This is a genomic window from Beijerinckia indica subsp. indica ATCC 9039 (genome assembly GCF_000019845.1).
Classification (GTDB): domain Bacteria; phylum Pseudomonadota; class Alphaproteobacteria; order Rhizobiales; family Beijerinckiaceae; genus Beijerinckia; species Beijerinckia indica.
The window spans coordinates 2,388,465-2,402,277 of record NC_010581.1 but is presented as its reverse complement, the minus strand read 5'-3'; the positions used below and the strand labels follow the sequence as shown (position 1 = coordinate 2,402,277).

Annotated in this window: 13 protein-coding genes, 1 tRNA gene and 1 riboswitch; of the genes, 7 read left to right on the top strand and 7 right to left on the bottom strand. The window is 56.7% G+C overall.

What is annotated here, in order from left to right; genetic code table 11:
- Nucleotide 1 precedes the first annotated feature (1 nt).
- The 5 genes from BIND_RS21950 to dinB all read left to right on the top strand — a co-directional run bounded on the left by BIND_RS21950 (nt 2) and on the right by dinB (nt 5,357).
- On the top strand, nt 2-649 hold the full coding sequence (locus BIND_RS21950) for a Chromate resistance protein ChrB (RefSeq protein WP_244395867.1): 648 nt from the start codon (nt 2-4) through the stop codon (nt 647-649).
- Nucleotides 562-1,011: a chromate resistance protein ChrB domain-containing protein gene (locus tag BIND_RS21945; RefSeq protein WP_244395866.1), complete on the top strand. Its 450-nt coding sequence runs from the start codon at nt 562-564 to the stop codon at nt 1,009-1,011. Before BIND_RS21950 ends, BIND_RS21945 begins: the two co-directional genes overlap by 88 nt.
- Nucleotides 1,012-1,397: 386 nt before the next feature.
- Nucleotides 1,398-2,429 (top strand): polyhydroxyalkanoate depolymerase, encoded by a 1,032-nt coding sequence (gene phaZ, locus BIND_RS10605; RefSeq protein ID WP_158304375.1) that lies wholly within the window; start codon nt 1,398-1,400, stop codon nt 2,427-2,429.
- Nucleotides 2,413-4,179 carry a PHA/PHB synthase family protein gene (locus tag BIND_RS10600; protein ID WP_012385075.1) on the top strand — a complete coding sequence of 589 codons (1,767 nt, stop codon included), beginning with the start codon at nt 2,413-2,415 and terminating at the stop codon, nt 4,177-4,179. The genes phaZ and BIND_RS10600 overlap by 17 nt, the downstream gene beginning before the upstream one ends.
- Nucleotides 4,180-4,235: 56 nt before the next feature.
- Nucleotides 4,236-5,357: a DNA polymerase IV gene (gene dinB / locus BIND_RS10595; protein WP_012385074.1), complete on the top strand. Its 1,122-nt coding sequence runs from the start codon at nt 4,236-4,238 to the stop codon at nt 5,355-5,357.
- A gap of 25 nt (nt 5,358-5,382) precedes the next feature.
- Here dinB and BIND_RS10590 read toward each other — a convergent pair whose 3' ends face one another.
- Complete coding sequence (locus tag BIND_RS10590) at nt 5,383-5,904, bottom strand: gamma carbonic anhydrase family protein (protein WP_012385073.1); 522 nt, start codon at nt 5,902-5,904, stop codon at nt 5,383-5,385.
- A 239-nt stretch (nt 5,905-6,143) separates the two neighbouring features.
- Here BIND_RS10590 and BIND_RS10585 point away from each other — a divergent pair, with 239 nt between their 5' ends.
- Nucleotides 6,144-6,572 carry a GlcG/HbpS family heme-binding protein gene (locus BIND_RS10585; protein WP_012385072.1) on the top strand — a complete coding sequence of 143 codons (429 nt, stop codon included), beginning with the start codon at nt 6,144-6,146 and terminating at the stop codon, nt 6,570-6,572.
- Nucleotides 6,573-6,770: 198 nt separating this feature from the next.
- Here BIND_RS10585 and BIND_RS10580 read toward each other — a convergent pair whose 3' ends face one another.
- From BIND_RS10580 to BIND_RS10570, 3 genes are read right to left on the bottom strand one after another with little or no spacing between them, the layout of a single operon-like run.
- The gene (locus BIND_RS10580) at nt 6,771-7,313 is read right to left on the bottom strand and encodes a hypothetical protein (protein WP_012385071.1); all 543 of its coding nucleotides are present in this window, start codon (nt 7,311-7,313) and stop codon (nt 6,771-6,773) included.
- Between the two features lie 34 nt (nt 7,314-7,347).
- The gene (locus BIND_RS10575; protein ID WP_012385070.1) at nt 7,348-7,998 is read right to left on the bottom strand and encodes a DUF7676 family protein; all 651 of its coding nucleotides are present in this window, start codon (nt 7,996-7,998) and stop codon (nt 7,348-7,350) included.
- Between the two features lie 10 nt (nt 7,999-8,008).
- Nucleotides 8,009-9,910, bottom strand: coding sequence for a TonB-dependent receptor plug domain-containing protein (locus tag BIND_RS10570; RefSeq protein ID WP_244395865.1), 1,902 nt, complete (start codon nt 9,908-9,910; stop codon nt 8,009-8,011).
- Nucleotides 9,911-10,140: 230 nt separating this feature from the next.
- Nucleotides 10,141-10,340, bottom strand: a riboswitch (cobalamin riboswitch).
- A gap of 241 nt (nt 10,341-10,581) precedes the next feature.
- Between BIND_RS10570 and BIND_RS10565 the strand changes: the two genes are divergently transcribed.
- Nucleotides 10,582-10,668: transfer RNA gene (locus BIND_RS10565), tRNA-Leu, on the top strand.
- A 168-nt stretch (nt 10,669-10,836) separates the two neighbouring features.
- Here the strand turns inward: BIND_RS10565 and BIND_RS10560 are convergent.
- From BIND_RS10560 to BIND_RS10550, 3 genes are all read right to left on the bottom strand, one after another.
- Nucleotides 10,837-11,925: an NAD(P)H-dependent flavin oxidoreductase gene (locus BIND_RS10560; RefSeq protein ID WP_012385068.1), complete on the bottom strand. Its 1,089-nt coding sequence runs from the start codon at nt 11,923-11,925 to the stop codon at nt 10,837-10,839.
- Nucleotides 11,926-11,989: 64 nt separating this feature from the next.
- Complete coding sequence (locus BIND_RS10555) at nt 11,990-12,703, bottom strand: SDR family NAD(P)-dependent oxidoreductase (RefSeq protein ID WP_012385067.1); 714 nt, start codon at nt 12,701-12,703, stop codon at nt 11,990-11,992.
- A 145-nt stretch (nt 12,704-12,848) separates the two neighbouring features.
- On the bottom strand, nt 12,849-13,772 hold the full coding sequence (locus BIND_RS10550) for a LysR family transcriptional regulator (RefSeq protein WP_012385066.1): 924 nt from the start codon (nt 13,770-13,772) through the stop codon (nt 12,849-12,851).
- Between the last annotated feature and the right edge of the window lie 41 nt (nt 13,773-13,813).

Sequence of the window (13,813 nt, the reverse complement as noted above, 5' to 3'; positions counted from 1 at the left end):
TATGAATATGAACGAGGCGAGTCCACAGCAGGAGCAGCGCTGGCTGCTGCTGATTCATCAATTGCCGGCTAAGCCCGCTTATTTCCGGGTCAAGATCTGGCGGCGGCTGCAAGGTCTTGGTGCCATCGCGGTCAAGAGCACGGTCTATGCGTTGCCAGCGAATAGCGAGACGCAGGAAGATTTCGAGTGGCTCCTGAAAGAGATCATCGAAGGTGGCGGCGAGGCCATGGTTTGCGAGGCGCGCCTGATTGATGGTCTCTCCGATGCACAGGTACGTGCGCTCTTCGATGCCGCGCGCGATGAAGATTACGCGGTGATCGCCAAGGAATGTCGCGTTCTTGCCGCGATGCTTGAGACCGATAGTTCGCCGGAAAAACAAATTGAAGTGCGCGTTCAGCTCGGCCGTCTGCGCAAACGATTGACGGACATCGAGAGAATCGATTTCTTCGGTGCCGATGGTCGTGAACCGGCTGAAGGGCTGCTGAGGGGGCTGGAGCTGAGAGCCACCAAGGAGCAAGCCATGATTGGTCCCTCCCCACACTCAATCCTTCTCAGCCTTGGTTGGAGGGCACAGCGGCGAACCTCAAAGGGCGGATCTGGATTACGCGCCAAGATGTTCATGTCGATCGTATTGCTTGTGCTTGGCTGATCCGCCGCTTTATCGATCCTGAAGCCGAGATCCGTTTCGTGTCAGGCAAGAATTATCGGCCAAAGCCGGGTGAATTGCGTTTCGACATGTTCGACGGTGAGTTCACCCATGAAGGAGACCGCTGTAGTTTCGAGGTTCTTCTGGCCCGCGCGGGCCTTTCCGATTCGGCTCTCCAGGAAATCGCCGAGATCATCCACGATATTGATCTGAAAGATGGCAAGTTTGGGCGCGCGGAGGCCAGTGGCATAGCCCATGTCGTCGCCGGTATTGCCATGGCCAATCAGGATGATAGGCAGCGCATCGCCCAGGGAATGCCCGTCTTGGATAACCTCTATCAATATTTCCGCCGCAAACGTGGTTGATCAAGGAACCGCAGAAGCGCAATGTGGGACATATGAGTATCGTGTGACATGCTTTCGCTTATATCCTTGGGTGTCTTGTTCTTGGGTATCTTGTGGGAATCCAAATCCGGGGATCAACAAAGCGTGGGACACAAAAATCTTTTTTTATGAGTAATATAGCCCCAGCTATCAGGGGCTTGGAAAAGCATCGGCCAAGGTACGACGGCTCGTCATCACGGCATATGTGACTCTCTTATTTCGCCAGCGCGCCTTCAACTAACGGCCCTTGAGAACGTTCTCCTTAAAAATAGGAGGAATTCGCATTGGGAATAGCGGGAAATTTCTGCCTATCGGTCGATAGAAACCAAACGGATCCGAGGGCTCGGCGTGCCTTTGGCATTGAATCCGTGGTCATTGACGGGTGGCAGGCCAAAATCTCCGAGCGTGTGCTGTGCCATTGGCCTTACGCTGATCTCCGCGTCTTTTCTCACATTGATCCACGCCGGGATCAAAATCTGGGGCCGATTTTAGTGATTGCACCGCTCGCCGGTGCCTTTCCTGTTTTGTTGCGTGATCTTGTGATTTCCCTCTTGCGGGAAACAGAACAGGTGGCGGTCGCCGATTGGTTCGATGTTCGCTATTTGCCGCTCAGCCGAGGTCGTTTCGGCTTCGACGAAAACATTTCTTCCATTGTCGATATGATCCGGTTGCTCGGACCGGATGTGAATGTCATCGGTGTTTGCCAGGGTGTAGTCTCGGCACTCGCGGCGACAGCTTATCTGTCGGCGCGTGAACCGTATTCGGCACCGCGTTCCGCCGTTTTGATCGGCGGTCCCGTCGATCCCCTGGCCAATCCTACGGCCGTGGTGCAGCGTCTGCGCTCGCATTCCCTGGAATGGTTGCGCAAGAACGCGATTGTGCGCGTGCCCGAGGGAGTCCCTGGCGAGGGCCGGCTTGTCTATCCCAAGATGACGCAGCTAGCCACTTTCACCAGTTATCTCATGCGCCATTGTCTGGAAGGAAAGGAGCTCTATTGGAAGCTTTTTGCAGATGATGGCGAAGACCCCCTGCATTTTCCGTTTTTGTCACTTGCGACCCAACTCATGGATCTTCCTGCGGAACATTTTTTGGAAAACATCCGCTGCATTTTTCATGATCGTGATCTTGTTTCAGGAACTTTTTTCTTCGCCAATACCAGGATCGATCTTCAGGCGATCAAGAACACGGCGTTGATGACGATGGAAGGCGAGCGCGACGATATTGCCGCACCGGGTCAGACACAAGCGGCGCAAGAACTCTGCCGATCGATCCCCAGCGCAAAACGTCGTCATATACTGATCGAAGGTTGCGGTCATTTTTCACTGTTTCACGGTCACATTTGCCGCACGCGGGTCGTACCGGAAATCATGGGATTTCTTCATCATGAAGCACGAACTTGATCTCACCCGACTGGCGAGCGCCAAGGAAGTAGAGCCTTTCGAGCAGGCAGCAGCCGCCATCGACCAGGCTTTTCACGGAATGGTTGCACGTTACACCAATGTCCTATCGCCCATGGTTTTTGGGGCGGCTTTCATGGATTGGGGCGTGCATCTTGCCTTATCGCCAGGCAAACAAATGCAGATTGCCGTGGACCAGCTTTTCCAATGGCAGCGTTTTGGGGCGATCATGCTGGAGAGTCTCACCGGTCAACGCTCGACGCACGCGATTCTTCCACGACCGGAGGACAACCGTTTTTCGGAACCGGAATGGCGACAATGGCCTTATTATGCGTTCTGGCAAGCCTTTTTGCTTCAGCAGGAATGGTGGCATAAGGCCACGACCGGTGTCGAAGGCGTGACGCAGAAACATGAACAAGTCGTCGCTTTTGGCATGCGTCAGCTTCTCGATATTTGGGCGCCTTCTAATTTCATTGTCACTAATCCTGCCGTGCGGCGCCGTATGCGGGAGACGAACGGTGCCAACCTCATGGATGGTGCGGCGAATTTTCTTGAAGATTGGCAAAAATTACGAACTGGCCAGCGTCCTATCGGCACGGAAGCTTATCAAGTCGGGCGCGATGTCGCGGTGACTCCGGGCAAGGTCGTGTTCCGTAATCGGCTGATCGAATTGATTCTGTATACGCCGAAGACGGAGAGTGTAAAGGCTGAGCCGATCCTGTTCGTTCCGGCTTGGATCATGAAATATTATATTCTCGACCTGTCACCGTCGAATTCCCTGGTCCGTTATCTCGTCGAACAGGGATTCACGGTTTTCATGATTTCCTGGCACAATCCGAGTGAAGCCGATCGCGACCTGAGTCTGGAAGATTATCGTCGTCTCGGCATTATGGCCGCGATTGATGCCATCTCGATGCTTCTTCCTGGCCGGAAAATCCATGCCACCGGCTATTGCCTCGGCGGCACTCTTCTGTCCATCGCCGCAGCCACCATGGCGCGGGACGGATGCGAGAAATTGAAAACCGTGTCCATGATCGCGGCGCAGGTGGATTTCCGGGAGGGCGGCGAACTCACTTTGTTCATCGATGAAAGCCAGCTCAAATTCCTCGAAGACCTCATGCGGCAACAAGGTTTTCTTGATGGTCGCCAAATGCTGGGTGCCTTTCAGCTCTTGCGCTCGAACGATCTGTTCTGGTCACGGATCATCCATGATTATCTGATGGGCAAGCGCCATTCGATGACCGATCTGATCGCCTGGAACACGGATACGACACGGATGCCCTATCGGATGCATTCGGAATATTTGCGTAAATTGTTTCTCGACAATGATCTCGCCGAAGGCCGTTTCGAGACCGACGGTCGGCCCATAGCCGTCAACGATATCCATGTTCCGATCTTTGCCGTTGGCACGGAAAAGGACCATATCGCACCATGGAAATCAGTGTTCAAAATTCACCTTCTGGCAAAGACCGAGGTCACTTTTCTGCTGACATCGAGCGGCCATAATGCCGGGATCATTTCCGAAATCGGCCATCCTGGACGCCATTACCGGTTTCACACCAAGACCGAAAAAGATCATTATATTCACAGTAACCGCTGGTTCGCTATTGCCAAACGGCAAGAGGGATCCTGGTGGCCACAATGGGTCGATTGGCTCCAAGAGCATTCGAGTGGTGAGAGAAAGCCGCTTCTCCTGGACGGCAATGTGAGCGCCTTTGCGGATGCGCCGGGAACCTATGTGCTCGAAGCTTGACCGGGTGAGTGGATAGCTCTCTATTCCACGGCAGGGTGAGAGAGGATCAGGCCAGTATGGGGGAGGGCGGGAACGGCGGCAATACGATGCCGCCGCATCAGCGCAAAATCATTCATATCGACATGGATGCCTTCTACGCTTCCGTCGAGCAGCGCGATGATCCTGGGCTGCGTGGCCGGCCGGTTGCTGTCGGGAGCGCACGGGCGCGCGGCGTTGTTGCTGCGGCGAGCTACGAGGCCCGAAAATTCGGTGTCCATTCGGCTATGCCTTCCGTGACGGCTTTGCGCAAATGCCCAGATTTGATTTTCGTGCCGCCGCGTTTCGATATCTATAAAGCGGTATCGCGGCGCATACGCGCGATTTTTGCCGAACATACAGCTCTCATCGAACCGCTTTCGCTCGATGAGGCCTATCTCGATGTCACGAGCAATTTACGGAATGTCGCATCAGCGACCGAGATCGCGGAACAGATCCGCGCGAGAATTTTGGCGGAAACGGGACTCACCGCCTCGGCGGGTGTCTCTTATAATAAATTTCTGGCCAAGCTCGCCTCGGATCACAACAAGCCGAACGGGCTATTCGTCATCACGCCCAAAATGGGGCCTGGTTTTGTCGAGGCTCTGCCAGTCAGCAAGTTCCACGGGATCGGCCCTGCGACGGCGGCCAAGATGGAAAAACTTGCGATCGCGACCGGCCGCGATTTAAAGGCGCGGCCGCTTGCCTTCCTGCAACAGCATTTCGGCAAAGCTGGAACCTATTATTACTGGATCGCGCGCGGCGTTGACGAACGCCCGGTGCGGCCGGACAGGGAACGCAAGTCGATTGGAGCCGAAAATACCTTCGCAATCGATCTCTACACTTTCGAGGCAGCCTATGCCGCTTTGACGCCGATCATGGAGAAAGTCTGGCGTTCTCGCGAGATGATGAATCTGCGCGCCAGGACCGTGACCCTCAAGGTGAAATATGCCGATTTTCAGCAGATCACGCGCAGCCGGACCGATGACGAGGGGATTGTGACGCGGGTTCTGTTTGAGGAAAGGGTCGCCAGCCTGCTGGCGCCGCTTTTCCCCACCACGAAGGGGATCAGGCTTTTGGGAGTGACCCTCTCCGCTTTCGCAAAACCCGAGCCCGAGGCAGTGGGGCAGCTCAGCTTCCTGTTCGAGCAGGAAATCGGCTGAATATGGTTTTTCGGTTTTCTGCGCTTTATCCCACCGGCTGCAGATGCAGACGATAGCGTTGCGCGCGTTCGCGATAGGTCTTGGCGGTTCGCGCTATATTGGCCAGATGCTGCTCGCTGACCTCGCCGACGACCTTGCCCGGGGCTCCGCGCACGATGGAGCGTGGCGGGATTTCCTTGCCCTCTGTGATGAGACTGCCGGCGCCGATCAGGCATTGCGCTCCGATCTTGGCGCCATTCATGACGGTTGCGCCCATGCCGATCAGGGAGCCCGCACCGACAAAGCAGCCATGCACGATGGCGAGATGACCGATGGTGACATCCTCTTCCAGAATGAGGGGAAAGCCCGGATCGGCATGCAGCACGGAATTGTCCTGCACATTACTGCCGCGGCCAATGTGCAGGGCCTCGGTATCCCCGCGCAGGACCGTGCCGAACCAGATACTGGCCTCCGCATCGACATGCACTTGACCGATCAGCGTAGCATTGGGGGCGATGAAGCAGGTCGCATCGATCCGTGGTTGATGATCATCCAAACGATAGAGCATTTCTCTTCCTTGGGCTGGTTCTTGTGAAGGGCGTCAAAGGGCTTCCACCCTTGTTTCCGATTCTGCGGGAAACCTCCTCTTTTTCTCATCTAGGCATTTTTATTTTAAAAATGGAATTCATTTTCATAAAAAATGCTCTAGGGTCTTGGCGAGCGTGGCCGTGTCCTCGAAAGGGGCCTTTGCGCTCATGCGAAGAATTTGAACCAGCAATCAAAGCATGAAGAATGGAGCTTGGTGAAATGGCGTTGACCTTGGATATCGCCCGCCGAGTGGTCGAGGCTGCTCTTGCCAAAGGGATTGAAAAGCAGTTGAAGCCGCTCGCTATTTCCGTGTTTGACGAGCGTGGCTGTCTCAAGGCCTTTGTCGCGCAGGACGGAACCAGCCTTCTGCGTGCCGAGGTGGCGCAAGGCAAGGCCTATGGCGCTCTCGCTCTCGGCATGGGCTCGCGCGCGATTTTCAAACGTGCTCAGGAACAGGCCTATTTCGTCAGTGCAGTCAATACATTGGCGGAAGGGAAGATCGTGCCGGTGCCGGGCGGGGTGTTGATTCGCGATGAAAGCGGCGTGCTTCTCGGGGCCATCGGAATCAGCGGCGACACCTCTGATAATGATGAGCTTTGCGCCGTGGCTGGGATCGAGGCGGTCGGTCTGCGCCCTGATATTGGATAACTGAGCGAGCCGATCATCACGGCACCGCCGTGATGATCCTATGGATGAAATATTTCGTCGAGCGATTCTTCAGCGTCGACGACCGCGCGCTCGTCAAACTCGCCGCAACCAGACTCTGGATGTGATGTGCGAGCGGTGGCCTAGTATCGAGAATCACAGATTCTCGATACGTCACTTTTTAAACTTATCCACTTGTCCTCATTGAACCGCGAAAAGTCGCGCTTCAATGAGGGTGGATACTAGCACCCTGACGGCCAAAAGGCCGGCAAAGGTGACAGCATTGATGAGAAAGATCCGGCCGATGACCGCCGCCGCGAGGGCTCCGGCCCCGGAATCTGTCGCCAAGGCAAGAGCCAGGATCGTGCCCTCATAGATGAGAAAGCTCGCAAGGAAGGCTGCGAGCGCCCCCGCAAACGTAGAAACGCGGTGCGTGACGGTGCTGGCGGCCGCGCAGGAGAGAAGCGTAATGGCACCGAGCGCGGCGCCCCAGGCGAGAGTTGTTACATCGGTTGGATAATGCAGGAAGGTGAAACCGACCGCTTGATTGACAAGGAACACCGAAAAGCTGGCGATCAATGCCTCGCGCCGGTTCAGCGTAAGAGCAGAAATCGCGGCGAAAGCGGCGAGCGGAACGGCACAGGCCAGTGCACCACTGAAAATGAGGCTCGCGGCTGCGAGCAGAACACCCCAGGCAAGGCGTGTACCGCGCGGCGCGGTGGCAAGCGAAAGTGTATTCATCATTTTATCCATACTCCTTGGTTACCTGATACAGGGTCTATCCTGATCCATGAAATCCGGTGGAAAGCGGAAGAATACATTCCGCCGTCATGTGACGCCGGTGATCTGGCGGTCGATCGGATCGGGTTCGGTGAGGCCAAGCCAGTGCGCCCGCAGGCGATCCCACAATGCAAGGCGTGACCAGTCCGGCTGCCCAGTGATCCTTTCCGTTCCAGGATCGAGAAAAGGATTGGGCAGAAGGATCGTTATCTGCTGCTCGTCCGCACCGTTGAAAAGCCGGATACTCCAGGATAGGGGCACGCAGCTCTTCCCGATCCGGCGGTAGAGTTCCGCGCGATGTGTGCGCCGGTGCTGCGCAAGCGCGGCGGAGGTTGGCGCGTTGTGGGCCCTTCGTCTCGCCGATGCAGATGTGAAAATGCGTGAGGCCGAAGGCAATCGTCAGATAGCCGTCAAGCAGGCTGATTTTCGTTGGCGGGCCGGGAGCATGGATCTCCCAGGCGGCGCCCTCGATGATTGGACCGAAGGTGATCTCATACCAATGGTTGGTGAAGAGATCGCGCAGGAGTGCTTCAAGACTCTCCTGATCGCTGGGCAGGGAAAAGACATCGAGCGGGACACCATCAGCGCCGATCACGCGCTGCGGCACCGTCTGTGTCTGTTTGGAAGGGGGTGTTGCTGTTGTCGTCATCGGCCATTTCCTACCATGTCACTCTGAGGCCTCCGTAGAGGGACCGCCCTGGCGTTCCGTAATTATAGACTTCCTCGTAGCGTGCATCATTGACATTCTCTATGCGCGCGAAACAGGTCACGGTTTCATTCAGTTTGTAGCTGGCGAACAGGTCGATCCGTGCATAGGCCGGGAGCATGACGGCGTGGCCGTATGTATAGTCGTAATCGGGCGTCGCGCTGACAAAAAGGCCGCGTGCCTCGAACTCGAAATCCGGAATGGCGCTATAGATGATCGACAGCATGCCTTTGTCGCGAGGGCGCCGTGGCACGCGCTGCTGTGTGTCTAAATTCGTCGCGACGAGATGCGTATAGCTCGCGCGGAGGCGCCATTCGTCGGGAATAAGGACGGCTTCGCTGGCGAATTCGACGCCTTTCGTCTCGGCTCGCCCGATATTATTGTAACAGCCGGAGACCTGAATCGCGAAGCAGCTCGCCGACATGCCGAAATCGATCAGATTGCGAAATCTGTTTTCGAAATAATTGGCTGAGAACGAGACATGTCCGCCGAACAGGGTTTGCTCGATACCTGCATCATAGCCGATGCTATATTCGGGTGCGAGCGCGGGATTGCCGTATTGGCTAAACCTTTGATAGAGCGAGCCGATACGCGCGCCAGTGCCTGCGCTTGCGCGCAGCTTGGTTCCCGTCTCCTCGATCCGATAGGCACCGGTTGCTCTCCAGGTTGTAAAGGTTGGGCCTTTGTCAATGGCGTCCATGCGCCCGCCATAGGTGATATCGAACCGGTCGAACAGGGTGAGCTGATGTTGTGCAAAGCCGGAATAAGTGGTCTGGCTCGCATGGATCGGATCAAAAGCACCGGGCGGCGCTGGGTCCTGTGACGTGTCCGCGACTTCTTTCTCAAGACGCACCCCGAAAGTGAAAAGGCCCAAGGAGCCGAGGACCGCATCACCCTGATATTCGCCGCCGCGCCGCGCGCCGCGAAAACCCATGCGGCAGTCGAATGCGTTATAGGCGGTGTCATAGCAGGATTGGGCCTGCCAGACCGAGTGGTCGGTGATATTGCCGAAAAGGCTCAGGCGGTTGTGCAGAAAATGGTCGAACAGGTCGGCCTTGCCCAGGAGATAACCTTGCAGGAAGGTTGCATGCTGATGATTATAGGGATTGAAGATGTCAGCAGTATTGTATGCGTAAGGATTGTCGAAGCGGATTGAACTATCATAGCCGATCACACCGCCCTCGATTGAAATATCGTTCGTAAAGTTATAGGCGAGGCGACCGTGGAAGCCTCCTTTGCGGGTTGGGTCGCTTGACGGCGCTGGTGGTAGGGGTGTCACGCCATCGCCGATCGTCAGAGGCCTCGTGATGCGATAGCCGTAGCGTGGAAAGGCAGACGTATAAAGGCCATCAATGGAGAATGCGTAGGAGAGGCGGTCAGTGCCGCCGGACAGGGCTGCGCGTGTGTGCGCCGTGCCATATCTGCCCCCTTCCATGAGGACTGAGGCGCGTGGCGCGCCGCTGCCTTTGCGTGTGACGATATTGATGACGCCGCCCATGGCAGCCGAACCATAGAGGGCCGATTGCGGACCACGCAGCACCTCGATCTGGTCGAGATCCGTGGCGACGAGGCCACCGAGATCGACAGAGCCATCGATCGAGGAGGGATCGCCGATACGCATGCCATCGATCAGCACCAAGGTTTGTCCAGGGGCCGAACCACGCAGAAAAACCGAAGTGGCGGTGCCGGGACCGCCAGTTTCGTAAAGATCAAGCCCTGGAACGCCGCGCAATACGTTCGGCAGGCCGAAAGTGCCCCGTTTCTCTATTTCCTCCGAAGGGATGATCGTTATCGAGGATGCGGTGCGGGAAATTGGCTCCTCGACACGGTCAGCCGTGACAATGAGAGCGGGCAAGGCTTCCTCGCTGAATGCGGAGGACGTCAAGAGACAGGAAAGAAAACACGAATGGTATAAAGCGCGCGGAAAGAATCCGCTTTGCGCCATGCGCAAGGATGGGGAGAGCACGCGGAGAGACTCGCAGCAAACGTGGGCCGTCACTGCGAAGGGTCTTCACCTAGCTAGAGGTGCTGAACGCACATAGAATAAGTTCGACCGCACCGGTGCACCCCGCCCGACGCTCTCGCGCGTGACCACGAATGATGGCAGGTCTCCTGGCTCATGGGTCATCACCTCGAACCGCCTTCCCAGAGACATCAGCTCCAGTGGCTTGGTTGGTCCTCGGCTCGCCATATACAGTTGCGGGGGCAGCTGCGGCATCGCGCGGAGTGCGCTAACCACATTCCCTTTTGATCCCTTTTGGGGAACCATCGCGTTTAAATAAGAATCAAGACTGTGGCTGTGTCAAGAAGTGTGACAGCTGGACCTCTGTCAGAAACAGCTTGATCTCTGTCTCGATGGATTATTCCACGCGCATAATCCAATCGCAGCGCATGAGCGTGCTCGCCTTACCTTGCTCAACAGGCCGTTCATTCGCAACCTATGCAACAGGTCCACATTTTCTATGCATCTTCGATAGCTTGAGACTGGACATCTGTCGCGCTCTCATGCAAAAGGCTGCGTACCGCGCGGGCGTGGCGGAACAGGTAGACGCGCCGGACTCAAAATCCGGTTCTGGTAACAGAGTGTCGGTTCGATTCCGACCGCCCGCACCAAAATCTCGAAAGAATCGATGAATCAAATAAAGGCCGCTTCCGCGGCCTTTATTTGATTCCAGCGTTTAATGACGCGATCTCTTGAGCGGCACGGACGGATGCACCAAGGTCTCGCCAAAAGCATGCAGAGGCAAAAAGCCTTTTGAGCAGCGGGGATATTGGTTCCGATCAATGTGCACCGCCAGGGTACAGGCGCTTTTCTGCCTCATCCGCCAATTGTCGGGTCAAAGTTCCGGCAGGCAGGAGCTTATGCGCCAGGCGCGCGGCCTGACCTGACCAAAGGTTGGTGAAATCCCCCGATTGCTTGGCTTCCGCATGGCTCTTTAAGGGGGCGAGTGCCCCGCCTGCGGTTGGAAAAGCGGGAGCAAGATCCGAAAGCGGGCCGATCTCGCGCATGATTCGGTTGAGAATGCCGCGCGCAGGCCGACCGGTGAAGAGATTGGTCAGCGCCGTATTGTCGTCGGTGGCGGATTCCAAGGCTTCCCTGTGGATCGCGGGGATTTTCGCTTCCTGTGTAAAAAGATAGGAGGTGCCGATCTGCACAGCCGAAGCCCCGAGCATGAAAGCGGCTGCTATGCCGCGCCCATCGGCGATGCCGCCGGCCGCGATGACGGGGACGCGAACGGCATCGACGATTTGTGGCACGAGCGCGATGGTCCCGACTTGGGTCGCCATATCCTGGGTCAGAAAATTGCCGCGATGACCGCCGGCTTCGAAACCCATGGCGATAATGGCATCAATGCCACGCTCATTGAGCCAGAGGGCCTCGGCGACAGTCGTGGCAGAGGATATGACCTTGGCGCCGATCTTTTTCACCCGTTCCAACAAAGAAGTTTCCGGCAGGCCAAAATGGAAACTGACGACTTCCGGCCGAAATTCCTCGACGACCTGACAGAAAGCGTCATCAAAGGGGGCGCGGCCCGTAACGGGCGGGGGGACGGCTGGATCGAGCCCAGCCTCCACGTAATAGGGCGCGAGCCTGGCCCGCCAGGCCATTTGCCGCGCGGGATCGTCAGCGGGCATGACGTGGCAGAAGAAATTGACATTGATCGGCCGGGATGTACCAGAACGTATGCTTTCCAAAGCCGCGCGAAGCTGCTCGACCGTATATTGAGCGCTGGGCAATGAGCCGAGCCCTCCAGCCTCGCTGACCGCGATGACCATCTCGGGAGTCGTGGCCCCGGCCATCGGTGCCTGGATGATGGGGAGCTCAATGCCGAAGAGATCGAGGATTCGTGTGTCGGGCCATGTTGTCATGCGAGGCTCCTTTGGGAACTGAGAAGAAGAGTTTGGAATCGGCGTCATATTTCGCGTGTGGGGCTCACCAATGGCCGGCGTTCTGGCCACCATCGACATGGAGAATTTCGCCGGTTATGAAGCTGGCCGCTTCCAGGAAGAGGACAGCCTCGGTAATGTCGCGGATCTCGCCCATGCGGCCGAGTGGATGCAGTTTTGCCAGGAACTCGTGGGTTTCGACCGGATGCATCGGGGTCTTGATCACGCCGGGTGAGACCGCATTCGCGCGGATGCCTTTCGGTGCATATTCGATGGCGAGCGATTTGGTTGCCGAATTAAGACCGCCCTTGGTCAAGGAGGCCAGCACCGAGGGCACACTGGCTATCGCCTGATCGGCGAGGCTCGTTGTGATGTTGACGATATGGCCTGAGCCTTGTTTCAGCATTTCTGCTACCGTGCGCTGTGTAATGTGAAAGAAGCCCGCGAGATTGACCGCGAGGATCGCGGTGAAATCTTGCTCCGTATATTCGGTGAAAGGCTTGGCGAGGAAAATGCCGGCATTGTTGACGAGCGTGTCGATTCTCCCGAAACGGGCGAGACCTTCACGGATCACGCGGTCCGCTGTTTTGGGGTCGGCAATATCGCCATCAATGGTGAGGACATCGGGATCGTTCGACGGTTTGATCGAGCGAGAATTGGCGATGACGCGATAATTGCGGTCACGATAGGCGTTGACGAGGCTCGCGCCAATGCCTTGCGATGCGCCCGTAATGATGGCGACTTTCTGTTCCGTACCCATGAGTGCCTCGATGATCTCTTCGGATGGCTGGATTGCCGCCGATCCGGCCTGTTCAGAGCCGGCACAAATCATTTATGTTTGATCTTTTGCGATCGAATAGGCGCTATTCGGCAGAAACTCTTCCGTAAAACGAGTGAATGAAAGATCAGCCCTTGGTGTCGGTGGTCAGGCGGCCAAAGTGCTTGCGCAGGCGTGGCACGGCAAAATCCACGAAAGCACGAACTTTCGGAACAGAAAGCCTGCCTTCCTGCGTGATGACATGGACCGGCAAGGATGTGTGTTCGGTATCGCTCAAGATAATCAGTAATTGGCCTTCCCGGACCTTTTCCGCGACATGATAGGAAAACAGTCGTGTGACGCCATGGCCTTCGGCGGCGGAGGCGACTGCTGCCCGCACACTATTGACGATGAAGCGTGGCGTGAAGGAAACGCTACGGGGAATGGTCGAGCCTTCCATAGGCGGAAAACTCCAGGAGTCCAGCCCGAAATGCGTCATGGCGATGATCTGGTGTTTAGCGAGATCGCTGGGCTCCAGGATGCGTGGATGTTCGGTGAGATAGCGAGGAGAGGCGACAATAATGCGCCGGACTTCGCCGACGCGGGTCGCGACCATTGATGAGTCGGGAAGGTGCGCGATACGCAAAGCGACATCGACTCCCTCATCAATCAGATTGACCGGCCGATCAAGCAGATAGAGTTTGGCTGAAACGGTGGGGTAGGCATCGAGAAAAGCGTCGAGGATCGGCCTTAGGATATCCTCGCCGCTGATGACCGGCGCTGTAATGGTCAGCGTTCCACGCGGCGCCGAGCGCTCGCCGACGGCGAGAATATCGGCCTCCTCGAGATCGGTTAGCACACGGCGGCAGGCGGCGGCATAGCGTTCGCCCGCCTCGCTCAATTTAATCGAGCGCGTTGTTCGATGGAGGAGTTGCACGCCGACATGGTCTTCGAGAAAGGCGACAGCGCGACTGACGGCGGCCGGTGAACGCCCAAGACGACGCCCCGCGCCGGCGAGACTGCCTTCATCGAGCGCGGCGACGAAGACTTTCATCGCATCGATGCGATCCATAATTCTTCCGAAAGTTGGAATACTGACTGCCGAACTCTAAA